The following is an 18,293-nucleotide window of genomic DNA, read 5'->3' as shown; positions in this document are numbered from 1 at the left end:
TTTCGTACCATAAACACGAAACATGCTTACTGAAAACTACTGACCAGTCCCTTGGACTGTGCTAATAAAGCCGCTTGTGTACGGTCATTTACACTTAATTTGTTTAGTATTTGACTCACATGCTTTTTAACTGTAAATTCCGTCACCATTAACTTCCTAGCCATCCCTTGGTTGGAGAGACCTTCTCCCAACCCAATTAATACCTCGCGTTCCTTGGGTGTAAGCTTGCTGAAGCTGTCCTCATCCTCTTTCTTAAACAACATCTCCATTAACCCTGGATCGTAATACTTCTTTCCTTTGAATATTAATTTAATGGCAAGCAGCAGCTCTTCAGGCAGCGCCTCTTTGAGTACATAACCGTCCACACCGGCTGCCTCTGCCCTTCTAACATCTTGTTCCATCGTTGAAGAAGTCAGTATGATGCTGCGGCATGCTGAATCCTTAATCATTTCAACAACTTCAAATCCCGAGCGATTACCCAGTTTAAGGTCCACAATGGCCAAATCAGGTTTGGTTTTATGAATCATCTCTACCGCTTGCTCCACCGTTTCTGATTCACCAGATACTTCGATATTGTCTTCAAGCTTTAATACAGCCGACAGTCCTTTACGCACCAAGGGATGATCATCTACGATAATAACTTTCACAGTAGCACCTGCTTTCGTTAAAATGGATCTTGCCTTGTTAACTCGTTGTGTGAAGCTCATTCCGTAATTTTCTATCCTGATGTTGAATCGGTAAACTTACCTGAATCTGTGTGCCTGCTCCTTCGTTGCTGTGGATTTGAATGGTTCCCCCTAAAGCATGCACAAGCATTCTCATGTTCGTAACCCCTAGTCCGGTGCCTGACGGATCGGATAAACGATCCTTGACACAAAATCCACGCCCATTATCCAATACAGACAGTTTAACTGCATCCAACTTCATACTTAACTCAACGCCAATATGACTGCTGCTTCCGTGACGAATGGCATTGCCCGTTGCTTCAGAAATAATCCGAAACAGCGCCTTCTGATAATTCACCGGCAAGCCATGATCATCGCCTGTCACATTTAAGCATACTTTCACGGCATGTAACTTCGATAAGCTATCCAGATGCGATTTGACCGTAGTAATCCAAAAATCGCCGCCATTTTTTCTTGAACTTAGGCTATAGATGGTTGAACGAAGCTCTTGGGACGCTGCAACAGAAGATTCTTGAATTAATTCTAATTGCTCCATGATCTGTTCGGGGGAAATATCCCTCCACTTGCGGTTCAAGGAATGCACCGCATACACGATTCCAAAAATGTACTGCGAGACACTGTCGTGCATTTCGTCGGCAATCCTGTTCTGTTCTTCAATAATTAATAACTGGTTCTCAATTCGCTCAAGTTGATGCCGCTCCAAGATAACAGCACATAGTTCTGACAGGAAATACAACTGCTTAACGAACCAATGTCTCCCCTCTTCATAACTTATTCGCTCAATCTTGACACCCATTACACCCCAGAACCGCGTTGACGATTTGATCGGTATGACAAGAAATTCACCATGCTCAGGAATATTCATCACCATACAGCTATCCAGCTGTCTCAGCTCTGCGATATGTTTTTCTATGGCCTCACATAACGGCACTTCCAAATCGAACGGCGTTACGCCTTGCGTCAGGAGGCGATCCTCTCGCTCACTCCCATTCACATCCCAAAAGAAAGACATTTTCAGCTTCGTCAGCTTTAGCGCAAATTCAGCGAAAATAATTTTCAAATTCTCCGATTCACTATGTGTCGCCGCTTCAACAATTTGATAGAGTGATTTCATATGCTCCATCGTTTCCGTCGTACGGGCATTCGCCACCTCCAGCCTGCTTTTCACACCTACCAGCAGTTGGATGGACAGCGTCATGAACAATAGAACCAGATTAAAATGATTATCGTTCAACAAAATGCTGCCTAAGGAATCATGACCCGGATTGACGAAAAAGTAGGAGAAAGCGGTAACGAACAAGAAATAACTGAGCATGAGCATCCAGCAATAGACAGAGGAGAGATAACTTGCAGCCATCCAAGCCGGATTAAAAACACACCAGAGGAATGGACTTTCCATACCGCCGCTTAAGAGATGCAGAACCATCATGCCTGCCATTTCCAGGCTTACTGTGATTTTCGTGGTGCGAGAACTTTTACCGTTTTGGGCATACATGTCCGTAACCCATTTGGCAAAAATAAAGAGGGCAAGCACAATACATAGTTTCAACATAAAGGGAGGAGCCCTGTCCTCCATTAAATAGACTAAAGACGTTACGGCCAGTGAAATATACCGGTACACGTAAAAGACCTTATCCTCACCCGAGAACGCTCTTCTCATTCATATACCCATCCCTTAACCGATTTGGTCACATCCAAAATGTGCCTTCCATTCATTTTCTTCTCAACTGTACCCAACTTCATAGTAAATAAAACAGTTAAATATTTACAATTGAAACTGCGATACATGCCTATACCCTTCGTGAAAAATCTATTTTTTAGTCTCTAAATGGATAAATCACCGAATTTCAGGAAATTTGGTCTATGCATTTTGAACACATAGACCTAAGCTTGGTCATCGGAATTGAGTGAATAGGACACGATTAACCATTTCAAAATTCATTCTTTTGTACCATGCATTTTTTTCAAAAAAATAGAAAAACAGGAAAAAACCATCGAAATTATAGATTCCGATGGTTTTTCTGGAATTATTATACAATTTAAACCAAACATTCACTCTTGAGATTCAACGCTTATTGATCAATGAGCTTGAATAAAGCCTGCGTTCCGCTATTTTCTTCACCAGATGCAGCTAAACGATCATAAAGCGTTTTGGCCAAAGAAAGGCCTGGGAGCTCAAGACTCATCTCTTCCGCCGACTGCAGGGCGATGCCCATGTCTTTAATAAAATGCTTCACATAAAAGCCTGGAGCAAAATTGCCAGCGATGATACGCGGCGCTAAATTGCTCAGTGACCAGCTTCCGGCTGCGCCCGTTTCGATGCTTTTGAGCACCGTTATAGGATCTAGTCCGGATTTTTGGGCGTACACAAGGGCCTCAACAACCCCCATCATATTACTGGCAATAGCGATTTGATTACACATCTTCGTATGCTGACCAGCACCCGCTTCACCTTGGTACACAATATTGGATCCTATTAGCTCGAATAGCGGTAAAAGGGTATGATACACATCGCGGCTGCCGCCAACCATAATAGACAGCTTAGCTTCTTTCGCCCCCACATCGCCGCCAGAGACCGGTGCGTCTAGGGAGTATAGCTGACGAGCCAACGCTTCTTCATATATCCTTTTGGCAAGCGCAGGACTTGAAGTCGTCATATCTATCACATAGCTGCCTGGTTTTGCATGGCGGAGAATGCCTTCATCTCCCAGATAAATGGCTTCTACGTCACTTGGAAAGCCAACCATTGTAAACAGCACGTCGCACAGCTTAGCTAATGAGCTTGGCGAATCCTGCCAGTGCGCACCTTGCTCCAGAAGCTCCTGCGCCTTCAACTTCGTTCGCGTATATACATGTACCTCATAACCTGCTTTGAGAAGATGGCCTGCCATACTTTTGCCCATAACCCCTGTTCCGATGAAACCTATTTTCGTCTGCTCCGGATTTAACGATACTGACAAACTAACTACCACCCTTCGTTGTTTCGTAATTATACATCCCTCTAATTCGTAACTATAACGCAACTCGCTTTAATGTCAACTGGATCATAAAAAGACGACTCCAAATTCAAGAAATGAATTTGGGTCGTCTTTTTTCAGTACCCTCGGCTTTGCCTCAGATTAGTCAACAATAATCAATCTTGCTATAAATACGAGGTCTTCAATATCAATTACACCATCGTTATTGACATCTGCAAACTTGCAGAGATCCCAATCCGAATCGTGTTTCGATTTGCCATAATACTTCGCTACGATCGCCAAATCTCCGATGGTGACTTTACCATCTTTATTCACATCTCCAGGAATGCTGGTAATGATCGAAGATTTGAATGTTTGCAGAGCACTTTCCAAGTCAGCTGTTGCTTGATCTACTTGTTGCTGCGTCGCCGCAGTATTGTCAGCTACTGCTTTGGCTCTTTGAATCGCCGCCTGAAGCAATGTTTTTGATCCTACCGGATATTGGCCGACATGACTGCCTTCTACCGCTCCGTCGTGTGTACTTTGCGCATTGACAATTAATGCGTTCAATGTTGTTTTGTCAACGCTTACTGTATAAGTGATCGATACGTTGTGGGAAACTCCGTCCAGCAGTGTTTCTTCTCCCTTGCCATTAGAGACAACCGCATTGGATAAGCTGATTGCTGCCTCCGTCTGGGCATGGAGCGGTTTGGCTACAAAATTCAGCTTCACCAAATCCCCGTCAGCTTTCACTTCTTTGCCTTCTCCGAAGCTTGCTCCAAGAATCCGGACTTGGCCTTGCGATTCCTTTGTACCCACGATCTCGAATCCCTGCTTCGCAGATTTCGCAGATACGAACTTCACCTTGTCAGGATCAAAAGTGAAGGTCAGATCTTGCGCATAGAGGCTGTCATTCACATGTTCCAAACCGTAGGTCAGTGAAAACGAATTACCGGCAATGACGTTAGTATCTCCATGGAGCGAAGCACTCATTTTATCCGTCGATGCTGCTTTTCTGAGCTGAATATGCAGCGTTTGTCCTGCTTTGCCTTTAACATCCACCTGAATTTTTAGGGTTGGGGCGCTTTGCAGGACAGTGATTTCATCATCCTTGGATATAACATCCCCAGTTGCGGCATCCACTTCAACAATAATGCTTCCTGTGTTCTTCTGTGTGGGATCAGAAACCGAAATATCTACCTTGCCGCCGCTTTCTTTTACCATTACAGAAGCTTTTTTATCCACTTTTACATTCCCTACCTGATACTCAATGTCATTCCAAAAATTTGCGGCAAATAGGCCAAGCTTGCTTTTTTTCACAGCATGGGCATTCTGGCTGTTTTCAACGATAGAAATATCAGGATGTTGACTATAAGCCTTTGTTTCCTCAACACTTTTTCCTGGGAGCAATACATAATCATAAGCAGCGTTTACAGGATTATTACCATGATCAAACCAGAACGTTGCAAAGCTCTTGGTTCTTGGATTCGGATCTTTAAATTTTTCATAAGTATTCATTAACAGCCATGATTGTGTTCTGGTTTCTTTCTTACCTGTAAGTGAAGTCGGTGTAGGGAAATAGTATCCAACATCTGAACCGGCAACATTTCCCGCAATGTGCATCCATTTAACATTCTCATTCACTTTAGTTGCACCCAAGTCCGTAGGAATATTCACTCCATTAATTACTATAGGATTGGATGCATCATCTTTAATTTTAACATTCTCAACAATCGTTTCAATTGGAACCCCTGCTGTTGATGTAATTCCCGAGCCTAAAGCGACAATTTCATCATCAAACATAAACCATGATTTTTTACTATCCGCTTCGTTCTTCAGCTGCATGCCCGATACGCCGTAAAGACCTGAAATATCCGTTCCTCCAACCCATGTATTGGGATTGGCTGTTCCGGACCTGTAATTATTCGCCGGATTGGCTATTTGTCCAATGGTTGTACCTGCTAATCTTGAATGGTCAACTGTCCCCCAAAAATCATCGCTGTATCGTTTTACATCAGCGTTATAAAGATATGTCATACCGTCTGCAGTATGCCACATATTAAATCCTTCTTCGTTTACAACCTCATACGTTCTTACTCGATCAGAATACATGGCAAGTCCAAACGCAAAGCCCGGACGAAGATGTACCACTCTATCCATGGAAGGAAATCTTTTTTGCTTGATAAGCTCGCCTCTAGATGAAATAGAGTTGTCAGCCAATATTTTTTTTGCTTCCAAAATATGCGGCAACGCCACATAATACTCCAGGAACCATCCTATTGGGTCATTATAAATCTGTTTTTCTGTGTCATGCTCAATAAAATACTTAAGCATACTTAGAGAACGTTCTTTTTGCCCCGCAGGGAGTACGCCCGACATGGTGATAAGCGCACGGATAATTTGTCTTCCAGTGATATGATCCTGACCGCCTGCTCTTGAAATTTCTCTGTTTCTCACCATATCCATCATAACACCGTTATAAATAAACGGTTCGTACGCTTCAAAAACCATATCATAAAATTTTTGCTCTAAATGATCTGGGTAGCTCAATTCCCATGTTGAACCGTGCAGAACTGCCATCAGGGGCGCAACAGTAACTAGCAGCGCTTTACCATAGCCTCCAGTGTAGGGGTAGTAGGAATGCTGAATAAATGATCCGTCACTATAGAACCCGTCGCCGCTTTTTACTAATGTAAAAGCTTCAACCATAGCACCTTTTGCATGAACCAACTTTGAAGCCATTTTTTGTATAATTCCTGATTCTGCTACGATGCCTGCCTTCCAAACTCTATTCGCACCTGTATTATTGCCTACGTTAGGTGAGAATCTATCTAGTGGTTTCATAAAGTCTAAAATTTGCTTTGGTGTCAATTCATCATACATGAGTATGATCGTATCCAAATACCTGAGAGGCGTTCCGATTTCCCAGTCATACCAGTTGCCATAAGGTGTAGTAGCATTTTGCGGTTTACTGAGTTTACCGATATAAGGACTTTCATTATATCTGCGGCCTTCATAATACATCCAGTCAAGTGCCTTTATGATATCTGTTTTAAGTTCTTCTTGATGATAATACTTGCTGCCTCTGGTATTGTAGGCTAGTGCCAAGGTTTTCAGACGGTCGTAAGTCAATGTGATCTGGCTTGAAGCTGTACGATCATTGGCAATCTGAGCGACCATCGGCAAATCAGGCCAAATATAAGCCCTCTTATCGATACCATTCTGAATATCAGCTTTGACAAAACCGATATACGTATCATCAGCTTTGGCGTCTACATTATCTCTTATATACGTTTTAATATCGACATCATTTACGTCAAAGTCTCTTCCACCGGTGATTTGATAAAACCACTTCTCCCTAAGTACGTCAAACTCATCGCTCGCACTATTTTCCAGAGCAAAAATATGTGGCGCAAATGAAAACACGATCGCAAATACCAACAGCAAACTTACAATCATTCTCAAACTTTGTTCATCTACTTGGCTTCCCTTTTTTGTTTTTTCGCCTCAATCAAGATGTTAGACGCTGTAATTGGATGACCGAGAATTTTAATGATCCATTTTGTATCATTCGCTACATGCTTAATAATGATGCCAGTTGCTCCTATCGGTACTGTCCAAGTTATTTAATCACTGAATCACCTCTTATTTGTAAACGCTTTCCTTTTATTTTATCTCACCTGGTTCATTGAAAGTATAGAGTGATTTTTAGGAATATTTGTAATGTTTTTAGGAAATAGAATTTTTACATTAGTGCGCATGTGAATACAAAAAATCCCAGATCGCTTGAAGGCTTCCTTCACGAACGGGGATTTGGGTATTCCGTTTTGTTTCTAAATTGCTTGGGGGCCATACCATTCATTTTCTTAAAGCTTTTACTAAAATGAAACTCATCGGCAAACCCGCAATTTTCAGCAATGTCCTTCATGTTGAGTTCTGTGTACAGCAGTTGCTTCTTGGCATGTTCATTTCTAACGGTTTGTAGATAGCTTTTGGGACTCTGTCCCAAGTGATGTTGAAAGACATGACGAAGATAAGAGGCGGATATTTGATATTTGCGCGCCAGTTCAGTCAACCGGATCTCTTCTCTGTAATTTTTCTCAAGTTCGTCCTTGACTTTCATGTAGATATCCATGGCTGTAGTTTTGGTGGATCCGGCTCCTTTTTGCATATGGGTCAAATACAAAAGCTTATAGAGCAGTGATTGGGTCAGAAGCTCGCTTTCCGCTTGTCCAGGAACCCAGCCTTCGGATATTTCCATAAATATGCGATCATACGCAGCTGCCATCTGATCCTTCACATGCAGCATAAAGGGCAGATTCAGCTCCGTTAGCTTGGACGTCTCATACGCCTCTTGCTCATCCATAGATAACTTACAAAGTGACAACAAGACCATCGTAATGCACAGCGGGTCCTCGGGATCTGAGGCCATCTCCATGTTCAAGCCAGGCTTTAAATAAAAGAGCATGCCCGTTTCAACTGAAATCTCCTCTGTTGTTCGAAAGGTCCCTTTACCTGCACGTATCCAATAAAAACTGTGCAGCTTCGTATTCTGCCGAATGTCCGACCACCCAGGGTAGGTCATTTTCTCGTTAATCCAATGAATACGAATGGCCATATGATTAAACTTATTTTCCATGTTTCCTCCACGATGCGTCTGGTATCAACGATCTTCAGCATAAGAAATAAAAGCGTTTTTGACAAGTTTCTTTTGCTTTAATTCCATGTTTAAGCAGGAAATTCAGTGTTACACTGAAAGTGAATTGGACAAAACGATGGAGGATCATCTATGGAACAAAAGCAATCTAATCAACATGAGATCGATTATATGCCTTGGTTGGCAAAAACAGACGAACAGAAGAAGGAACAACTGCAGTTTCAGGCGCGTATGTCAGAAGCTTATACTTGCAGCTTTGGCACGGATTGCTTCGTCTCTCCGAGAGCGCTATTTTTCCCGGATGACATCCAAATGGGTGACCGCAGTTATATAGCCGCCGGAGCGATTATCCGCAACACCTCGCTTGTAATGGGAGCAGATTGCTCCATTAATGCGTATGCAATTGTCACAGGTAAGGTAACCATGGGTGACGGCGTAAGGATAGCTACACATGCAAATATTTATGGCTTTAATCATGGCTACGCATCGACTGAGCAGCCCATTTTCAAGCAGCCGCTGACTACAAAAGGCATCCGGATCGGCGATGATGTATGGATCGGGGCGAATGCGGTAATTTTGGACGGTGTCCAGATCGGGTCTCATTCGATTATTGCCGCCGGCGCGATCGTTACAAAGGATGTTCCTTCATATAGCATTGTGGGGGGAAATCCTGCGAAAGTCATCCGCAGCAGGCTGACGAACGACCTGCGCACGCCTCAAGAAAAGCCAAAGCTGGAACAGCAGCTGCAAGCATTCGGCAGCAAAGTCAAAGAGCAGCTAGAGCCGCTGCTTCGGCATTATGCAGTTTCGACTTCCGAAGAACGCTATTTTCAAGATAGACTAGGCTTTAAAAGAACTGTGAGAGCCTATTGCGATGCTGTAGAAATTGCAGCTATGTTTGATTCACTGCCTCCCCATATGACCAAAGAGGAACTTATTGCGACATTACAAAGCTTTCAGAATGCGCAGACAGGACTGCTCCCTGATCCTTGGTCTCCTCCGGATGCTGATCGGGATGAGCCACATCTGCTTTCCGATCACCTCTCCCGCTACCATTTACTGGCGGTGGGCTATGCTTTAGAGGTTCTAGGGGCAAGTCTCCTTCACCCCGTACATGCCGTAGAGCAGTTTACGACGGAACAATTATATAAACAATTGGAAGCTCTGCCGTGGGAAAATGGCGCATGGGGATGCGGCGATTGGATCGATTGCTACGCAACCGGTCTGTATCTGAATCTGAAACATTTCGGATCGGAGAAACGACCGGATGATTTATTCGGCTGGCTGCAAACACATATCGTCCGGACATCCGGATTATGGGGCTCGCCTACAAAGGAAGAAGGCTGGCTGCAGCCGGTTAACGGGTTTTACCGACTGACGAGAGCCACTTATGCACAATTCGATCAGCCTCTGCCCTACCCTGATATCACCATTGATACGGTATTAGCTCACAGTAGAAACCCCCAATTTTTTCGCGATGATCAATTGAATGCGTGCAATGTACTCGACGTTATTCATCCTCTCTGGCTGTGTATGAAGCAAACGGATTATCGTAAAGAAGAAATTGTAGAATGGGCTAAGACGCACATCGATAAATTAATTTCCTTATGGGTGGATAACCGCGGCTTTAGCTTTCAAATCAAACAACAAGCTGAAACCGGACTGCAAGGCACAGAAATGTGGCTGAGTATCCTATTCTTGCTTGCTGACGTTTGTGGGGTCAGCCATTCATTAGGCTATCGCCCAAAAGGCGTACATCGGATCGAATCTGCATATCAGCTTTGAGACCATTAAACAAGGAGCCCCAGTCACCTATTGAGAGGTGCTGGGGCTTTTCCGCTCATTCCTAGCTTCGATTTCTTCCATCCTTTTAATATTAGATTCATCGAAGAGTAGGCTGACGCTTTTTTATGTAAGACATGATCAAGTAAATAAGTGGTGAGCATTCCATGACCAAACCGAAGCTTGGCCAAGTATGGAACAAAAAATGATTAAGTTCAACCGTATTTTGCACCAAATGTATAGATAATCCGAGAAGAATAGCAGCGAATGCAAACGAGAACGGCCTTGTGTCTTTTAGCCCAAAAAGTTGTGAAGTAATAAGAACGGCCATATAGAGGAGAGTACTTATTTTAATAAAAATACTGGACATCCAAATAGCCACAACAATGGGATCCAAATTTTCCAAAAAATCTCCTATTCGGATAAAACGAATCATTTCGAGTACGGGGTAAGTCAATTGTCCGGATAAGTGGGCACCAAATAATAGCAGACACAAAACAAAGTATAAATCGATTAAGAAAATGTTAACGAGGGAGGAGACGATTAAAGAGCGAAACGTTTTCTCCGATTTTGCAAGAAAAGGGAATATAAAAAGAATAAGAAAGCTTTCACCAAACCACGGAATGAATGGATACGAAGAACTAAATAGTGTTCCCATATCTAAATGGGTTAAGAAAGCGATCGTCCGATTGTAATTCATTTCTTTTCCCAATAGTGTTGGCGCTATCAATGCTGCTCCGATGGTGATGAAAAAAAAACCTGCCGCGCAGCGGAATATAGCTTCTAATCCCGATCGAACAGCTATCGCGACAACAAAAGCAAAAAATGCCGCAATGACCCAGGATGGTGTGCTTTGCAAATAAATTTGGATAACGAAATCTGTAAATTCACGGAGGACCATGCTGGCCAAGTGCAGGAAGAAAAAACAGAATGCAACCATCCATATGATGTGAAACCATTTTCCTACTAATTCCTTTCCATAATGCACGAGAAACTCCGAGGCTCTTTGTTTGCCAAGAACAAAAGACAAATAAGAAACGAGCAGCCCGCCCGCATTGGCGACAATAATGACTAGCCATCCTTGAAAGGAAGCAATGGAAGCAAGAGGAGACATCAGAAAGCCTGTAGCTGTGGAAAAATGAAACAATATGAGCAAAAGCACAAGCTGTAGTTGAGTAACTCGCTGCAAACAACTTCATCTCCTCTCCATATCAGATTGCTCAGTGCATAAATACGAATTCAATCAACTTGTTAGGACTTGGCAAAGCTTTGTAGGCAAATACGATCATGACATACACATACGCGAACAAATAGGCACCTGCGATAATCCATTTGGTTTTTAATTTTCGATTACGCTGACGCAAGAAGTTCCACTCGTACACGGAAAATCCCAAAAACATGAGCGTGATGACAATCATCTTTATTCCCCTTCTTCACGAATAATGGGATTTTTTTCACTTCCCATTCTTTTCACTACGACATGGGTCGATACGTTAATCTCACAGTTTTTATAGGTGCTTCGCCAATTTTTTTTATGTTTGTTCCACACCTTCGGGTACCACCAGTCCACATAGCGGCCAAAGTTAAAAACATCAATCCCTAAGGTTTGCGTCTTTGTTATTGCATTCATAATTCGTTCCTTCAATTGCACAGATAGCATATCCTGGAGAACGATGATTTGCTTCGGATCATTTAAATCAATATTAGATTCCGATGATTGAATATCATCTTCTGCTTGAATGTGAATATCAAAATTAATCTTATTGTTTTGGATTCTAGGCATGATCTTCGACTTTGATTGCAAGATGATAAAACTTATCATTTTTCCATCCGTCGGTGATTTCAAAGAGTTCAGTGAGCTTTTCATTTTACCCTGAATCCACAAGCCGGCCCGCATCTCTTCCATATTAAAAGTAGCAACCATTTTCGAATCTTGAAAAAGTGCTGCTCCGTTTGTCCCTACCCAAGCGCCAACATTTCCTTTTTCGCTAATCATTTCCTTTTCACCTAGACTTAACATCGCTGCTATTGTATCTCCTCCGGTTACCTCAGCTTCTAGGATGTCTTTGATACTCGTATCCAACGTTACTCTTCGTTTACCGAATTCACGTAAAATCTCCGACGGCAACCGCTCAAACACAGGTGTTAGCTTGCCGATATCACTTCCTTTTCCGGGAGCTACCATGAAATAGGTTTTCGTATGAAAATTCGGTTCGCGTGCCACAAATTCTAATATCGAGTCAATTCCTGATTCCGCCATCTTTCTGCCAACCACGATGACCCGGCAATGTCCCCATGAAATTTCGCGGGTAAGGTCGGAACGAATTTTACGAATAGCCACCGGAATGCTTTCAGCGCTTTTCGAGATGATCGTATATGGATTTCCATTGCCTTCCGCTCCCGTATTCGGTCCTCCTGCCGAGGTATAACGGTTGGGCAAAGGAAACCCTAAAGAAACTTCCACGTTACCATTGTCTAGACGGTCCACATATACGCCTGTTACGAAGGTTCGGTCGTTAATCTCGATCCTGGACCAGCATCCGGTTAAAGACAGTAAAATACTAATAAGCAGAAATATCCGAATGGACTGAACGAACATATACAACATGGCTAGTCACCGTCATCATCAGGTATTTGTGGTCTTTTTTGAACTTTCATTCGCTCATCACTTTTGGACCCATAAAGAATGGGTCTCTTCTTCATCAACCACCAGGGAGCCCGAACCAGTACATCCTTCCAATCACTGAACTGCACAGGCGCAGTTGCCGATAGATAGGGTGTTCCGAATGACCGAAGTGTTACTAAATGAAGATAGATCAGGATAATGCTGATAATAATGCCGTATAGGCCAAAGCTTGCTGAAAGCAGCATGACCGGAAACCGCAATAACCGAAACGTAAGCCCCAAATCAAAATGTGGAATAATAAATGAAGCTACGCCAGTAATGGAAACCACGATAACCATCGGAGCGGAAACAATGCCGGCTTGAACAGTAGCTTGCCCGATAACTAATGCCCCAATGATGGATACCGTTTGCCCAATAGGCTTTGGAATCCGCAGACCGGCTTCTCTGAGCGCTTCGAACGTAATTTCCATGATGACGGCTTCCACGATTGCAGGAAAAGGCACATTTTCCCTGGCTGCCGCTACGGTGACCAATAAATTTGGCGGCAGCATCTCAGGATGAAAGGTGGTGATAGCAATATAAAAAGAGGGCAAAAGAAAGGATATCAATAGGAACATATAGCGAATCCAGCGTATCCAAGTCGCAGCAACGAATCTTTGGTAATAATCCTCCGCCGATTGAAGCAGCATGTATAACGTCACGGGGACCATAATCGGTATAGGTGACCCGTCCACAAGGATGGCAACCCTGCCTTCCAACAGAGCTGCGCTTACCGTATCCGGCCGCTCCGTATATTGAACCTGCGGAAAGGGGGAAAACGGGTTATCCTCAATGAATTCTTCGATATAATTGCTGCCTAATACTCCGTCCATATCGACACGAGATATACGTGTTTTAACTTCATCTACCAGTTTTTTTTCACAAATTCCTTCTATATAACAAAGAACCACTTTCGTATTCGTGTACGTACCAAACTCAAAATTCACTAATTTTAAAGCAGGGTGCTTAATTTTTCTGCGGATCATCGTAATATTCGTTGAAATATCTTCAACAAAGGCTTCTTTAGGACCACGAATAACATTCTCATTCTCGGTTTGTTGAATATCTCTTTTGGCTACCGATTTCATCGGAAACAAGAGAAGCTGGGGTTCGTTATGTATAATCATAACAATGGTTCCTTCAAACAAACCAAACAATGCTTTACGCAAGCCTAAACTAGTCTCCATCATTGGCACAGGAAGCTGCCTCAAATCTACAATTTTATGCATGAGTTCATTTCCGGAAGTGCCATTCAACTCATACATAAGTGGAGATAAAATCTGCTCTTGCAGCTGCTTTTTATCGATCATACCTTCAATATACAAACAGGCGACAGGAATATCCCCAGGAAGAACAAACTCATCGAATTTCATATCTGAGCAGTTGGATAATTGTCCGCGAAACCATTCAATTCGGTCTGAAAACTGACATTCAATCTCTGGCTCAGCTACCGCAGATTCTTTAGAAGGCCCCCCGCTCAGTAAAACTTTTCGCTTTCTTTTATACCAAGAGAAGGAGAGCATGATATACCTCCATAGGCATTTATTGCTTATAATGCCAATATTCACTTCCGTTTATCCACAGAAATGAAAAACCTGAGCCCATTTACATACATGGCTCAGGTTATGGAAGATACGGAGGAAAGTTTTAGGTTAATAGAGAAAGCGCCTGCTGGATCGTCTCCGTCACGATCGTTTGCGCATCTTGTTCGGAGGTTAGCATTCTTGTGCCTTGTCCTGCCCATAAGGACATGTACTCGGCATTATTTTGCGCAGCGGCGGCATTCCGAATATCCCGTGTCGCGTTATTCTGAGTCGGAAATGGAAGAGGCTCCATACCGCTCGCATCCCATTTTTTTATAAATAAATTGCTGATTCCTCGAGCCGGACGACCAGAGAATGCTTTGGTAATAACGGTACTCTCTTCTGTACTTTGAAGGAGTGCCCGTTTATAAGCAGCATGTGTTCCCGCTTCGATTGCCGTCAGAAATCGCGTTCCCATCTGTACCCCTTGAGCACCAAGAGCAAGAGCAGCGACAAGCCCCCGTCCATCCATGATGCCACCGGCAGCAATAACAGGAATCCGAACACGATCAACAACCTGCGGCACCAACGCAAGGGTGCCTATATTGGAGCCTAAAGGCTGCGTGGAAATATCAAACGTTCCTCGATGTCCTCCTGCTTCCGTTCCTTGAACAACAATGGCATCGCAACCTGCTTGTTCAGCTTGAACCGCTTCATGGACAGTTGTCACCATCGTGATCACTTGTAATCCTATAGATTTGGCTTGCCGCATACATCGTTCAGGAAGAACGCCGAAGGCCGTACTAATAACAGGCACCTTCTCTTCAACTAAGACCGCGAATTGCTCCTCAAAATAGTTCGCAGAGGTTACGACCCTCTCGCCGGCGTGTGAAATTTCCAGTGAATCACGAAATCGATCTAGCTCGCATTGAACTTCTGCGATTCTTGTATCGTCATCCACCATCTTTATTGAAAAAAGATTAACGGCAAAGGGATTATCCGTTAATTGACGAATTCTCCGAATGGCTTCGCGAATTGCCTTAGGCTCCATGTATGCAGCCCCCAGTGTGCCAAGACCACCCGCATTCGACACAGCTGCGGTCAATTCAGCCGTGGATGGCCCACCTGCCATGCCAGCGAGAAAGAGCGGATAACGAATGTTAAATTGTTGACAAAGCTTTGTCTCAAGATGAATGCGCATCATTTCCTCCTTTGCTACCTTTTCCAACTTTTTTATAAAAGCGAGCTAGCTCGTACTTATGAGTGTAAACCAATAAAAGAAAATTCCCAAGCCATGTCCATATAATAGCACTCGGAAACCCTCTTGCAAATATATAGATAACGACCAAAAGATCTGCTGCAACAACCTGAAATCCGTCTGTCTCAGAGGAGATCGGTTTGTTATTCGTAATCCACTTGGCTGCAACTAAAAAAATGGCCAAAATTACGGCCAGCACAAGCGAAACCTCAAAGCTTGTTAAAGCACTCCAAACACCGAAAGTAATGGCGATTGCTTTGCCTCCTTTCCCTCGAAGAAAAGGGGAGAAGGCGTGCCCAATGACAGGAGCTAAAGCGATTGGAATAAGTTTGTAACCATGAATGTTTGCGTTTTGCATCAAAAGCATTACCGGAAGGTACCCTTTAATGAAGTCGAGAACGATCCCAGCCAGCCCCCATTGATAACCTGCAGCTCGCCATAGATTGAGAGCGCCTGGATTACCATCACCTATGGTTTTCAGATTTCTTTTGGAAAATAAACCTAGCCAATAGGAAAACATAAGAGAACCAGACAGAAATGCGCAAGCCGTCCACAAGATCATCATAGATTCCGCTTGCCCCCTACATGTATATGTCTTCCTTTCCATGACACTTTCCTTAAGAAAACCACCTGATAGATCGAATACAACATGACGATAATAAAAAATAAGGCAGAAAAAAAGTGAAGAATAGGCATAAAGAAGCCAAATCTACCGATATATCTTACGAAATAAAAAAATTGCAGCATATATAACAAATAGCCGATGAATAGCGGCATCGCCCATGACGTATTCGTAAACAATAGCGCCGTTTCCGAAGCAATCAGTCCCACGACCCAAATGGCAATAAGGGTAATGGTTCCAGGGCTTAAAGTCGATGTGCTTAAAACAGCACCTTTGCCGAAGCCTTGAATCGCACTTTGGATGCCGGATGGGTACATGCGAAAAGAAACGAGACCAACCCCAATAAAATTCGTTATCGAAATCCCTGCCTCCCTATATTTCGCACCCAAATTCAAATCATCCAACAATTCCGACTTGATGCTTTCGTGACCGATAATTTTCTCGTAATCTTCCTTGTAGTCAAAATACACGAGCCATAAAGGCCCTTCATAGGGTTGTTTTTCTCAAATGGTGACGTAAAAGCGAAAACACCAAGGACATTAAAGACAAGTGCGAGTCTTTCATACCACTTTTCTGTATGATGGAAAGGTACGACAGAAATAACGCCTCCGTTTTTCCCTCTCATCTTTACCAATGCTTCCAGCGCGTGCGGAGCCAGTCTGATATCGGCATCCATAAAGGCAATAAGCTCTCCGGCAGCTTGCAAATAGCCATTCCAAACAGCCCAATTTTTACCTGTCCAGCCTAACGGAAGCTGTGGGTTGGCAATGACTTTAACCCCATAGCTTTCGGCGATTTGCTTCGTTCGATCGCTTGATCCGTCATCCACGACGATAATTTCAAAAGCTTGAAACGTCTGAGCTTGGAGTGATTCCAGAAGATACGGTAAATTATATTGTTCATTTCTGGCTGGGATGATGATGGACAATCTCCCCTCCTCCCAACACGTCTCCGCATTAAGCGGCACCTTATTTTTTCTGAATACGATAAAACCTGCCATACACCCGATTACAAATAAAATCCATATGCCCATTTTCAAACCTCCTCTTTCGCTTGCCGCAAAACAGACGGATGACCTTTCCGTGTCAGAAACCAGCTAGGCCATATTGATGTATATGAACATGCCGATACTTTTATTTTCATTTGGATGCATTTCTTGGTGATTATCGGATTCCATAGTAGTATAAAGGGGAAAGAAATAACCCTGGTCAGGGAAGATCAAATAGGAGGCATACAGCGGATGGAAATTATTTATCATGGACATTCTTGTTTGCAAATTATCGTTGGGAACAAATCACTCATCATAGACCCATTCCTGCGGGGAAATCAACTGGCCGTTACCAAACCGGAAGACATAAAGACAGATTATGTTCTCCTGACTCATGCACACATGGATCATATCCTGGATGCAGAACCAATTGCCAAAGCAAATGATATACCCGTCATAGCAAATCCTGAGCTTTCTGCCTATGTGTCTTGGAAAGGGGTCAAAACCCTAGAAATGAACATCGGAGGAACGGTCGACCTTGGTTTCGCCAAAGCGAAAATGGTTCAAGCCTTCCATAGCTCGGGTATTGTTATAGCGGAAGAACAGCGTATTGTTTATGGCGGAATGCCGAGTGGATATGTGATTCAATCAGAAGGACTAACGATTCTCCATGCCGGGGATACAGGGCTATTCGGAGATATGAGGCTTATTGGCGATCGATACAAGATCGATGTTGCTTTTATCCCTATCGGAGACAACTATACGATGGGACCGGAAGATGCTCTTCAAGCTGCAGAGTGGTATCGTGCTAAGCTTGTTGTTCCCGTGCATTATAATAGCTTCCCTATTATTGAACAGGATGCAGCAGCATTCGTGCGTGAGCTTGAAGCTCGCCACATGAAAGGCCGCGTGCTGGCTCCAGGCGAAAAGATGGCGATCAGCGCGAACTAAACAAAAAAGGAGTGGCTGTATGTTAAGCCACTCCTTTTTGCTTATAGAGTCAGTAGCTGGAGGCGGAGCGGGTTTTTCTACCTCTGTAACGCGGAAAAACAGCGTTGAGCTTGAAGCTCGCCACATGAAAGGCCGCGTGCTGGCTCCAGGCGAAAAGATGGCGATCAGCGCGAACTAAACAAAAAAGGAGTGGCTGTATGTTAA

General features: G+C 43.4%; 16 protein-coding genes. 3 read left to right on the top strand and 13 right to left on the bottom strand.

Annotated features, from left to right (window positions below; translation table 11 throughout):
• Window positions 1-26 precede the first annotated feature (26 nt).
• From FU659_RS12255 to FU659_RS12235, 5 genes are all read right to left on the bottom strand, one after another.
• The gene (locus FU659_RS12255) at window positions 27-707 is read right to left on the bottom strand and encodes a response regulator transcription factor (RefSeq protein ID WP_315971310.1); all 681 of its coding nucleotides are present in this window, start codon (window positions 705-707) and stop codon (window positions 27-29) included.
• Window positions 685-2,346 (bottom strand): ATP-binding protein, encoded by a 1,662-nt coding sequence (locus FU659_RS12250; protein WP_147947846.1) that lies wholly within the window; start codon window positions 2,344-2,346, stop codon window positions 685-687. Before FU659_RS12250 ends, FU659_RS12255 begins: the two co-directional genes overlap by 23 nt.
• A 412-nt stretch (window positions 2,347-2,758) precedes the next feature.
• Entirely contained in the window at window positions 2,759-3,646 is an 888-nt protein-coding gene (locus tag FU659_RS12245) for an NAD(P)-dependent oxidoreductase (protein WP_261807787.1), read from the bottom strand.
• A gap of 159 nt (window positions 3,647-3,805) precedes the next feature.
• A complete protein-coding gene (locus FU659_RS12240) occupies window positions 3,806-7,102 on the bottom strand; it encodes a polysaccharide lyase family 8 super-sandwich domain-containing protein (protein WP_187274112.1) in 3,297 nt (1,098 codons plus the stop codon).
• Between the two features lie 340 nt (window positions 7,103-7,442).
• The gene (locus FU659_RS12235; RefSeq protein ID WP_147947844.1) at window positions 7,443-8,282 is read right to left on the bottom strand and encodes a helix-turn-helix transcriptional regulator; all 840 of its coding nucleotides are present in this window, start codon (window positions 8,280-8,282) and stop codon (window positions 7,443-7,445) included.
• A gap of 150 nt (window positions 8,283-8,432) precedes the next feature.
• Here FU659_RS12235 and FU659_RS12230 point away from each other — a divergent pair, with 150 nt between their 5' ends.
• On the top strand, window positions 8,433-10,085 hold the full coding sequence (locus tag FU659_RS12230) for an acyltransferase (RefSeq protein ID WP_147947843.1): 1,653 nt from the start codon (window positions 8,433-8,435) through the stop codon (window positions 10,083-10,085).
• Between the two features lie 97 nt (window positions 10,086-10,182).
• Here the strand turns inward: FU659_RS12230 and FU659_RS12225 are convergent, their stop codons facing one another.
• The 8 genes from FU659_RS12225 to FU659_RS38270 form a co-directional block, all read right to left on the bottom strand.
• On the bottom strand, window positions 10,183-11,271 hold the full coding sequence (locus FU659_RS12225; protein ID WP_147947842.1) for a GerAB/ArcD/ProY family transporter: 1,089 nt from the start codon (window positions 11,269-11,271) through the stop codon (window positions 10,183-10,185).
• A 31-nt stretch (window positions 11,272-11,302) separates the two neighbouring features.
• Window positions 11,303-11,500: a hypothetical protein gene (locus FU659_RS12220; RefSeq protein WP_147947841.1), complete on the bottom strand. Its 198-nt coding sequence runs from the start codon at window positions 11,498-11,500 to the stop codon at window positions 11,303-11,305.
• Window positions 11,501-11,502: 2 nt separating this feature from the next.
• The gene (locus FU659_RS12215) at window positions 11,503-12,690 is read right to left on the bottom strand and encodes a Ger(x)C family spore germination protein (RefSeq protein WP_147947840.1); all 1,188 of its coding nucleotides are present in this window, start codon (window positions 12,688-12,690) and stop codon (window positions 11,503-11,505) included.
• A gap of 2 nt (window positions 12,691-12,692) precedes the next feature.
• Window positions 12,693-14,270 carry a spore germination protein gene (locus FU659_RS12210; protein WP_147947839.1) on the bottom strand — a complete coding sequence of 526 codons (1,578 nt, stop codon included), beginning with the start codon at window positions 14,268-14,270 and terminating at the stop codon, window positions 12,693-12,695.
• A 124-nt stretch (window positions 14,271-14,394) separates the two neighbouring features.
• The gene (locus FU659_RS12205) at window positions 14,395-15,471 is read right to left on the bottom strand and encodes an NAD(P)H-dependent flavin oxidoreductase (RefSeq protein WP_147947913.1); all 1,077 of its coding nucleotides are present in this window, start codon (window positions 15,469-15,471) and stop codon (window positions 14,395-14,397) included.
• Window positions 15,455-16,093 carry a glycerol-3-phosphate acyltransferase gene (locus FU659_RS12200; RefSeq protein ID WP_147947838.1) on the bottom strand — a complete coding sequence of 213 codons (639 nt, stop codon included), beginning with the start codon at window positions 16,091-16,093 and terminating at the stop codon, window positions 15,455-15,457. Before FU659_RS12200 ends, FU659_RS12205 begins: the two co-directional genes overlap by 17 nt.
• Window positions 16,090-16,554 carry a hypothetical protein gene (locus tag FU659_RS38275; RefSeq protein ID WP_315971309.1) on the bottom strand — a complete coding sequence of 155 codons (465 nt, stop codon included), beginning with the start codon at window positions 16,552-16,554 and terminating at the stop codon, window positions 16,090-16,092. Before FU659_RS38275 ends, FU659_RS12200 begins: the two co-directional genes overlap by 4 nt.
• Window positions 16,542-17,183 (bottom strand): glycosyltransferase family 2 protein, encoded by a 642-nt coding sequence (locus FU659_RS38270; RefSeq protein ID WP_315971308.1) that lies wholly within the window; start codon window positions 17,181-17,183, stop codon window positions 16,542-16,544. The genes FU659_RS38275 and FU659_RS38270 overlap by 13 nt, the downstream gene beginning before the upstream one ends.
• Window positions 17,184-17,390: 207 nt before the next feature.
• On the opposite strand from FU659_RS38270, the gene FU659_RS12190 reads away from it, so the two are divergent.
• Both FU659_RS12190 and FU659_RS35425 read left to right on the top strand, forming a co-directional pair.
• Window positions 17,391-18,089 carry a metal-dependent hydrolase gene (locus tag FU659_RS12190; RefSeq protein WP_147947837.1) on the top strand — a complete coding sequence of 233 codons (699 nt, stop codon included), beginning with the start codon at window positions 17,391-17,393 and terminating at the stop codon, window positions 18,087-18,089.
• A gap of 19 nt (window positions 18,090-18,108) precedes the next feature.
• Window positions 18,109-18,267: a hypothetical protein gene (locus tag FU659_RS35425; RefSeq protein ID WP_187274111.1), complete on the top strand. Its 159-nt coding sequence runs from the start codon at window positions 18,109-18,111 to the stop codon at window positions 18,265-18,267.
• Window positions 18,268-18,293 lie beyond the last annotated feature (26 nt).

Source organism: Paenibacillus sp. N3.4, assembly GCF_008017805.1.
Lineage (GTDB): Bacteria > Bacillota > Bacilli > Paenibacillales > NBRC-103111 > Paenibacillus_E.
The sequence above is the reverse complement of the archived record's forward strand: the minus strand, read 5'-3'. Positions and strand labels throughout refer to the sequence as shown.

Bases quoted from the DNA above. Each gene is read 5' to 3' on its own strand.
- FU659_RS12255 (WP_315971310.1), bottom strand. From the start codon at position 707: ATGAGCTTCACACAACGAGTTAACAAGGCAAGATCCATTTTAACGAAA.
- FU659_RS12250 (WP_147947846.1), bottom strand. From the start codon at position 2,346: ATGAGAAGAGCGTTCTCGGGTGAGGATAAGGTCTTTTACGTGTACCGG.
- FU659_RS12240 (WP_187274112.1), bottom strand. From the start codon at position 7,102: ATGATTGTAAGTTTGCTGTTGGTATTTGCGATCGTGTTTTCATTTGCG.
- FU659_RS12235 (WP_147947844.1), bottom strand. From the start codon at position 8,282: ATGGAAAATAAGTTTAATCATATGGCCATTCGTATTCATTGGATTAAC.
- FU659_RS12230 (WP_147947843.1), top strand. From the start codon at position 8,433: ATGGAACAAAAGCAATCTAATCAACATGAGATCGATTATATGCCTTGG.
- FU659_RS12220 (WP_147947841.1), bottom strand. From the start codon at position 11,500: ATGATTGTCATCACGCTCATGTTTTTGGGATTTTCCGTGTACGAGTGG.
- FU659_RS12215 (WP_147947840.1), bottom strand. From the start codon at position 12,690: ATGTTGTATATGTTCGTTCAGTCCATTCGGATATTTCTGCTTATTAGT.
- FU659_RS12210 (WP_147947839.1), bottom strand. From the start codon at position 14,270: ATGCTCTCCTTCTCTTGGTATAAAAGAAAGCGAAAAGTTTTACTGAGC.
- FU659_RS12205 (WP_147947913.1), bottom strand. From the start codon at position 15,471: ATGCGCATTCATCTTGAGACAAAGCTTTGTCAACAATTTAACATTCGT.
- FU659_RS12200 (WP_147947838.1), bottom strand. From the start codon at position 16,093: ATGATGATCTTGTGGACGGCTTGCGCATTTCTGTCTGGTTCTCTTATG.
- FU659_RS38270 (WP_315971308.1), bottom strand. From the start codon at position 17,183: ATGGGCATATGGATTTTATTTGTAATCGGGTGTATGGCAGGTTTTATC.
- FU659_RS12190 (WP_147947837.1), top strand. From the start codon at position 17,391: ATGGAAATTATTTATCATGGACATTCTTGTTTGCAAATTATCGTTGGG.
- FU659_RS35425 (WP_187274111.1), top strand. From the start codon at position 18,109: ATGTTAAGCCACTCCTTTTTGCTTATAGAGTCAGTAGCTGGAGGCGGA.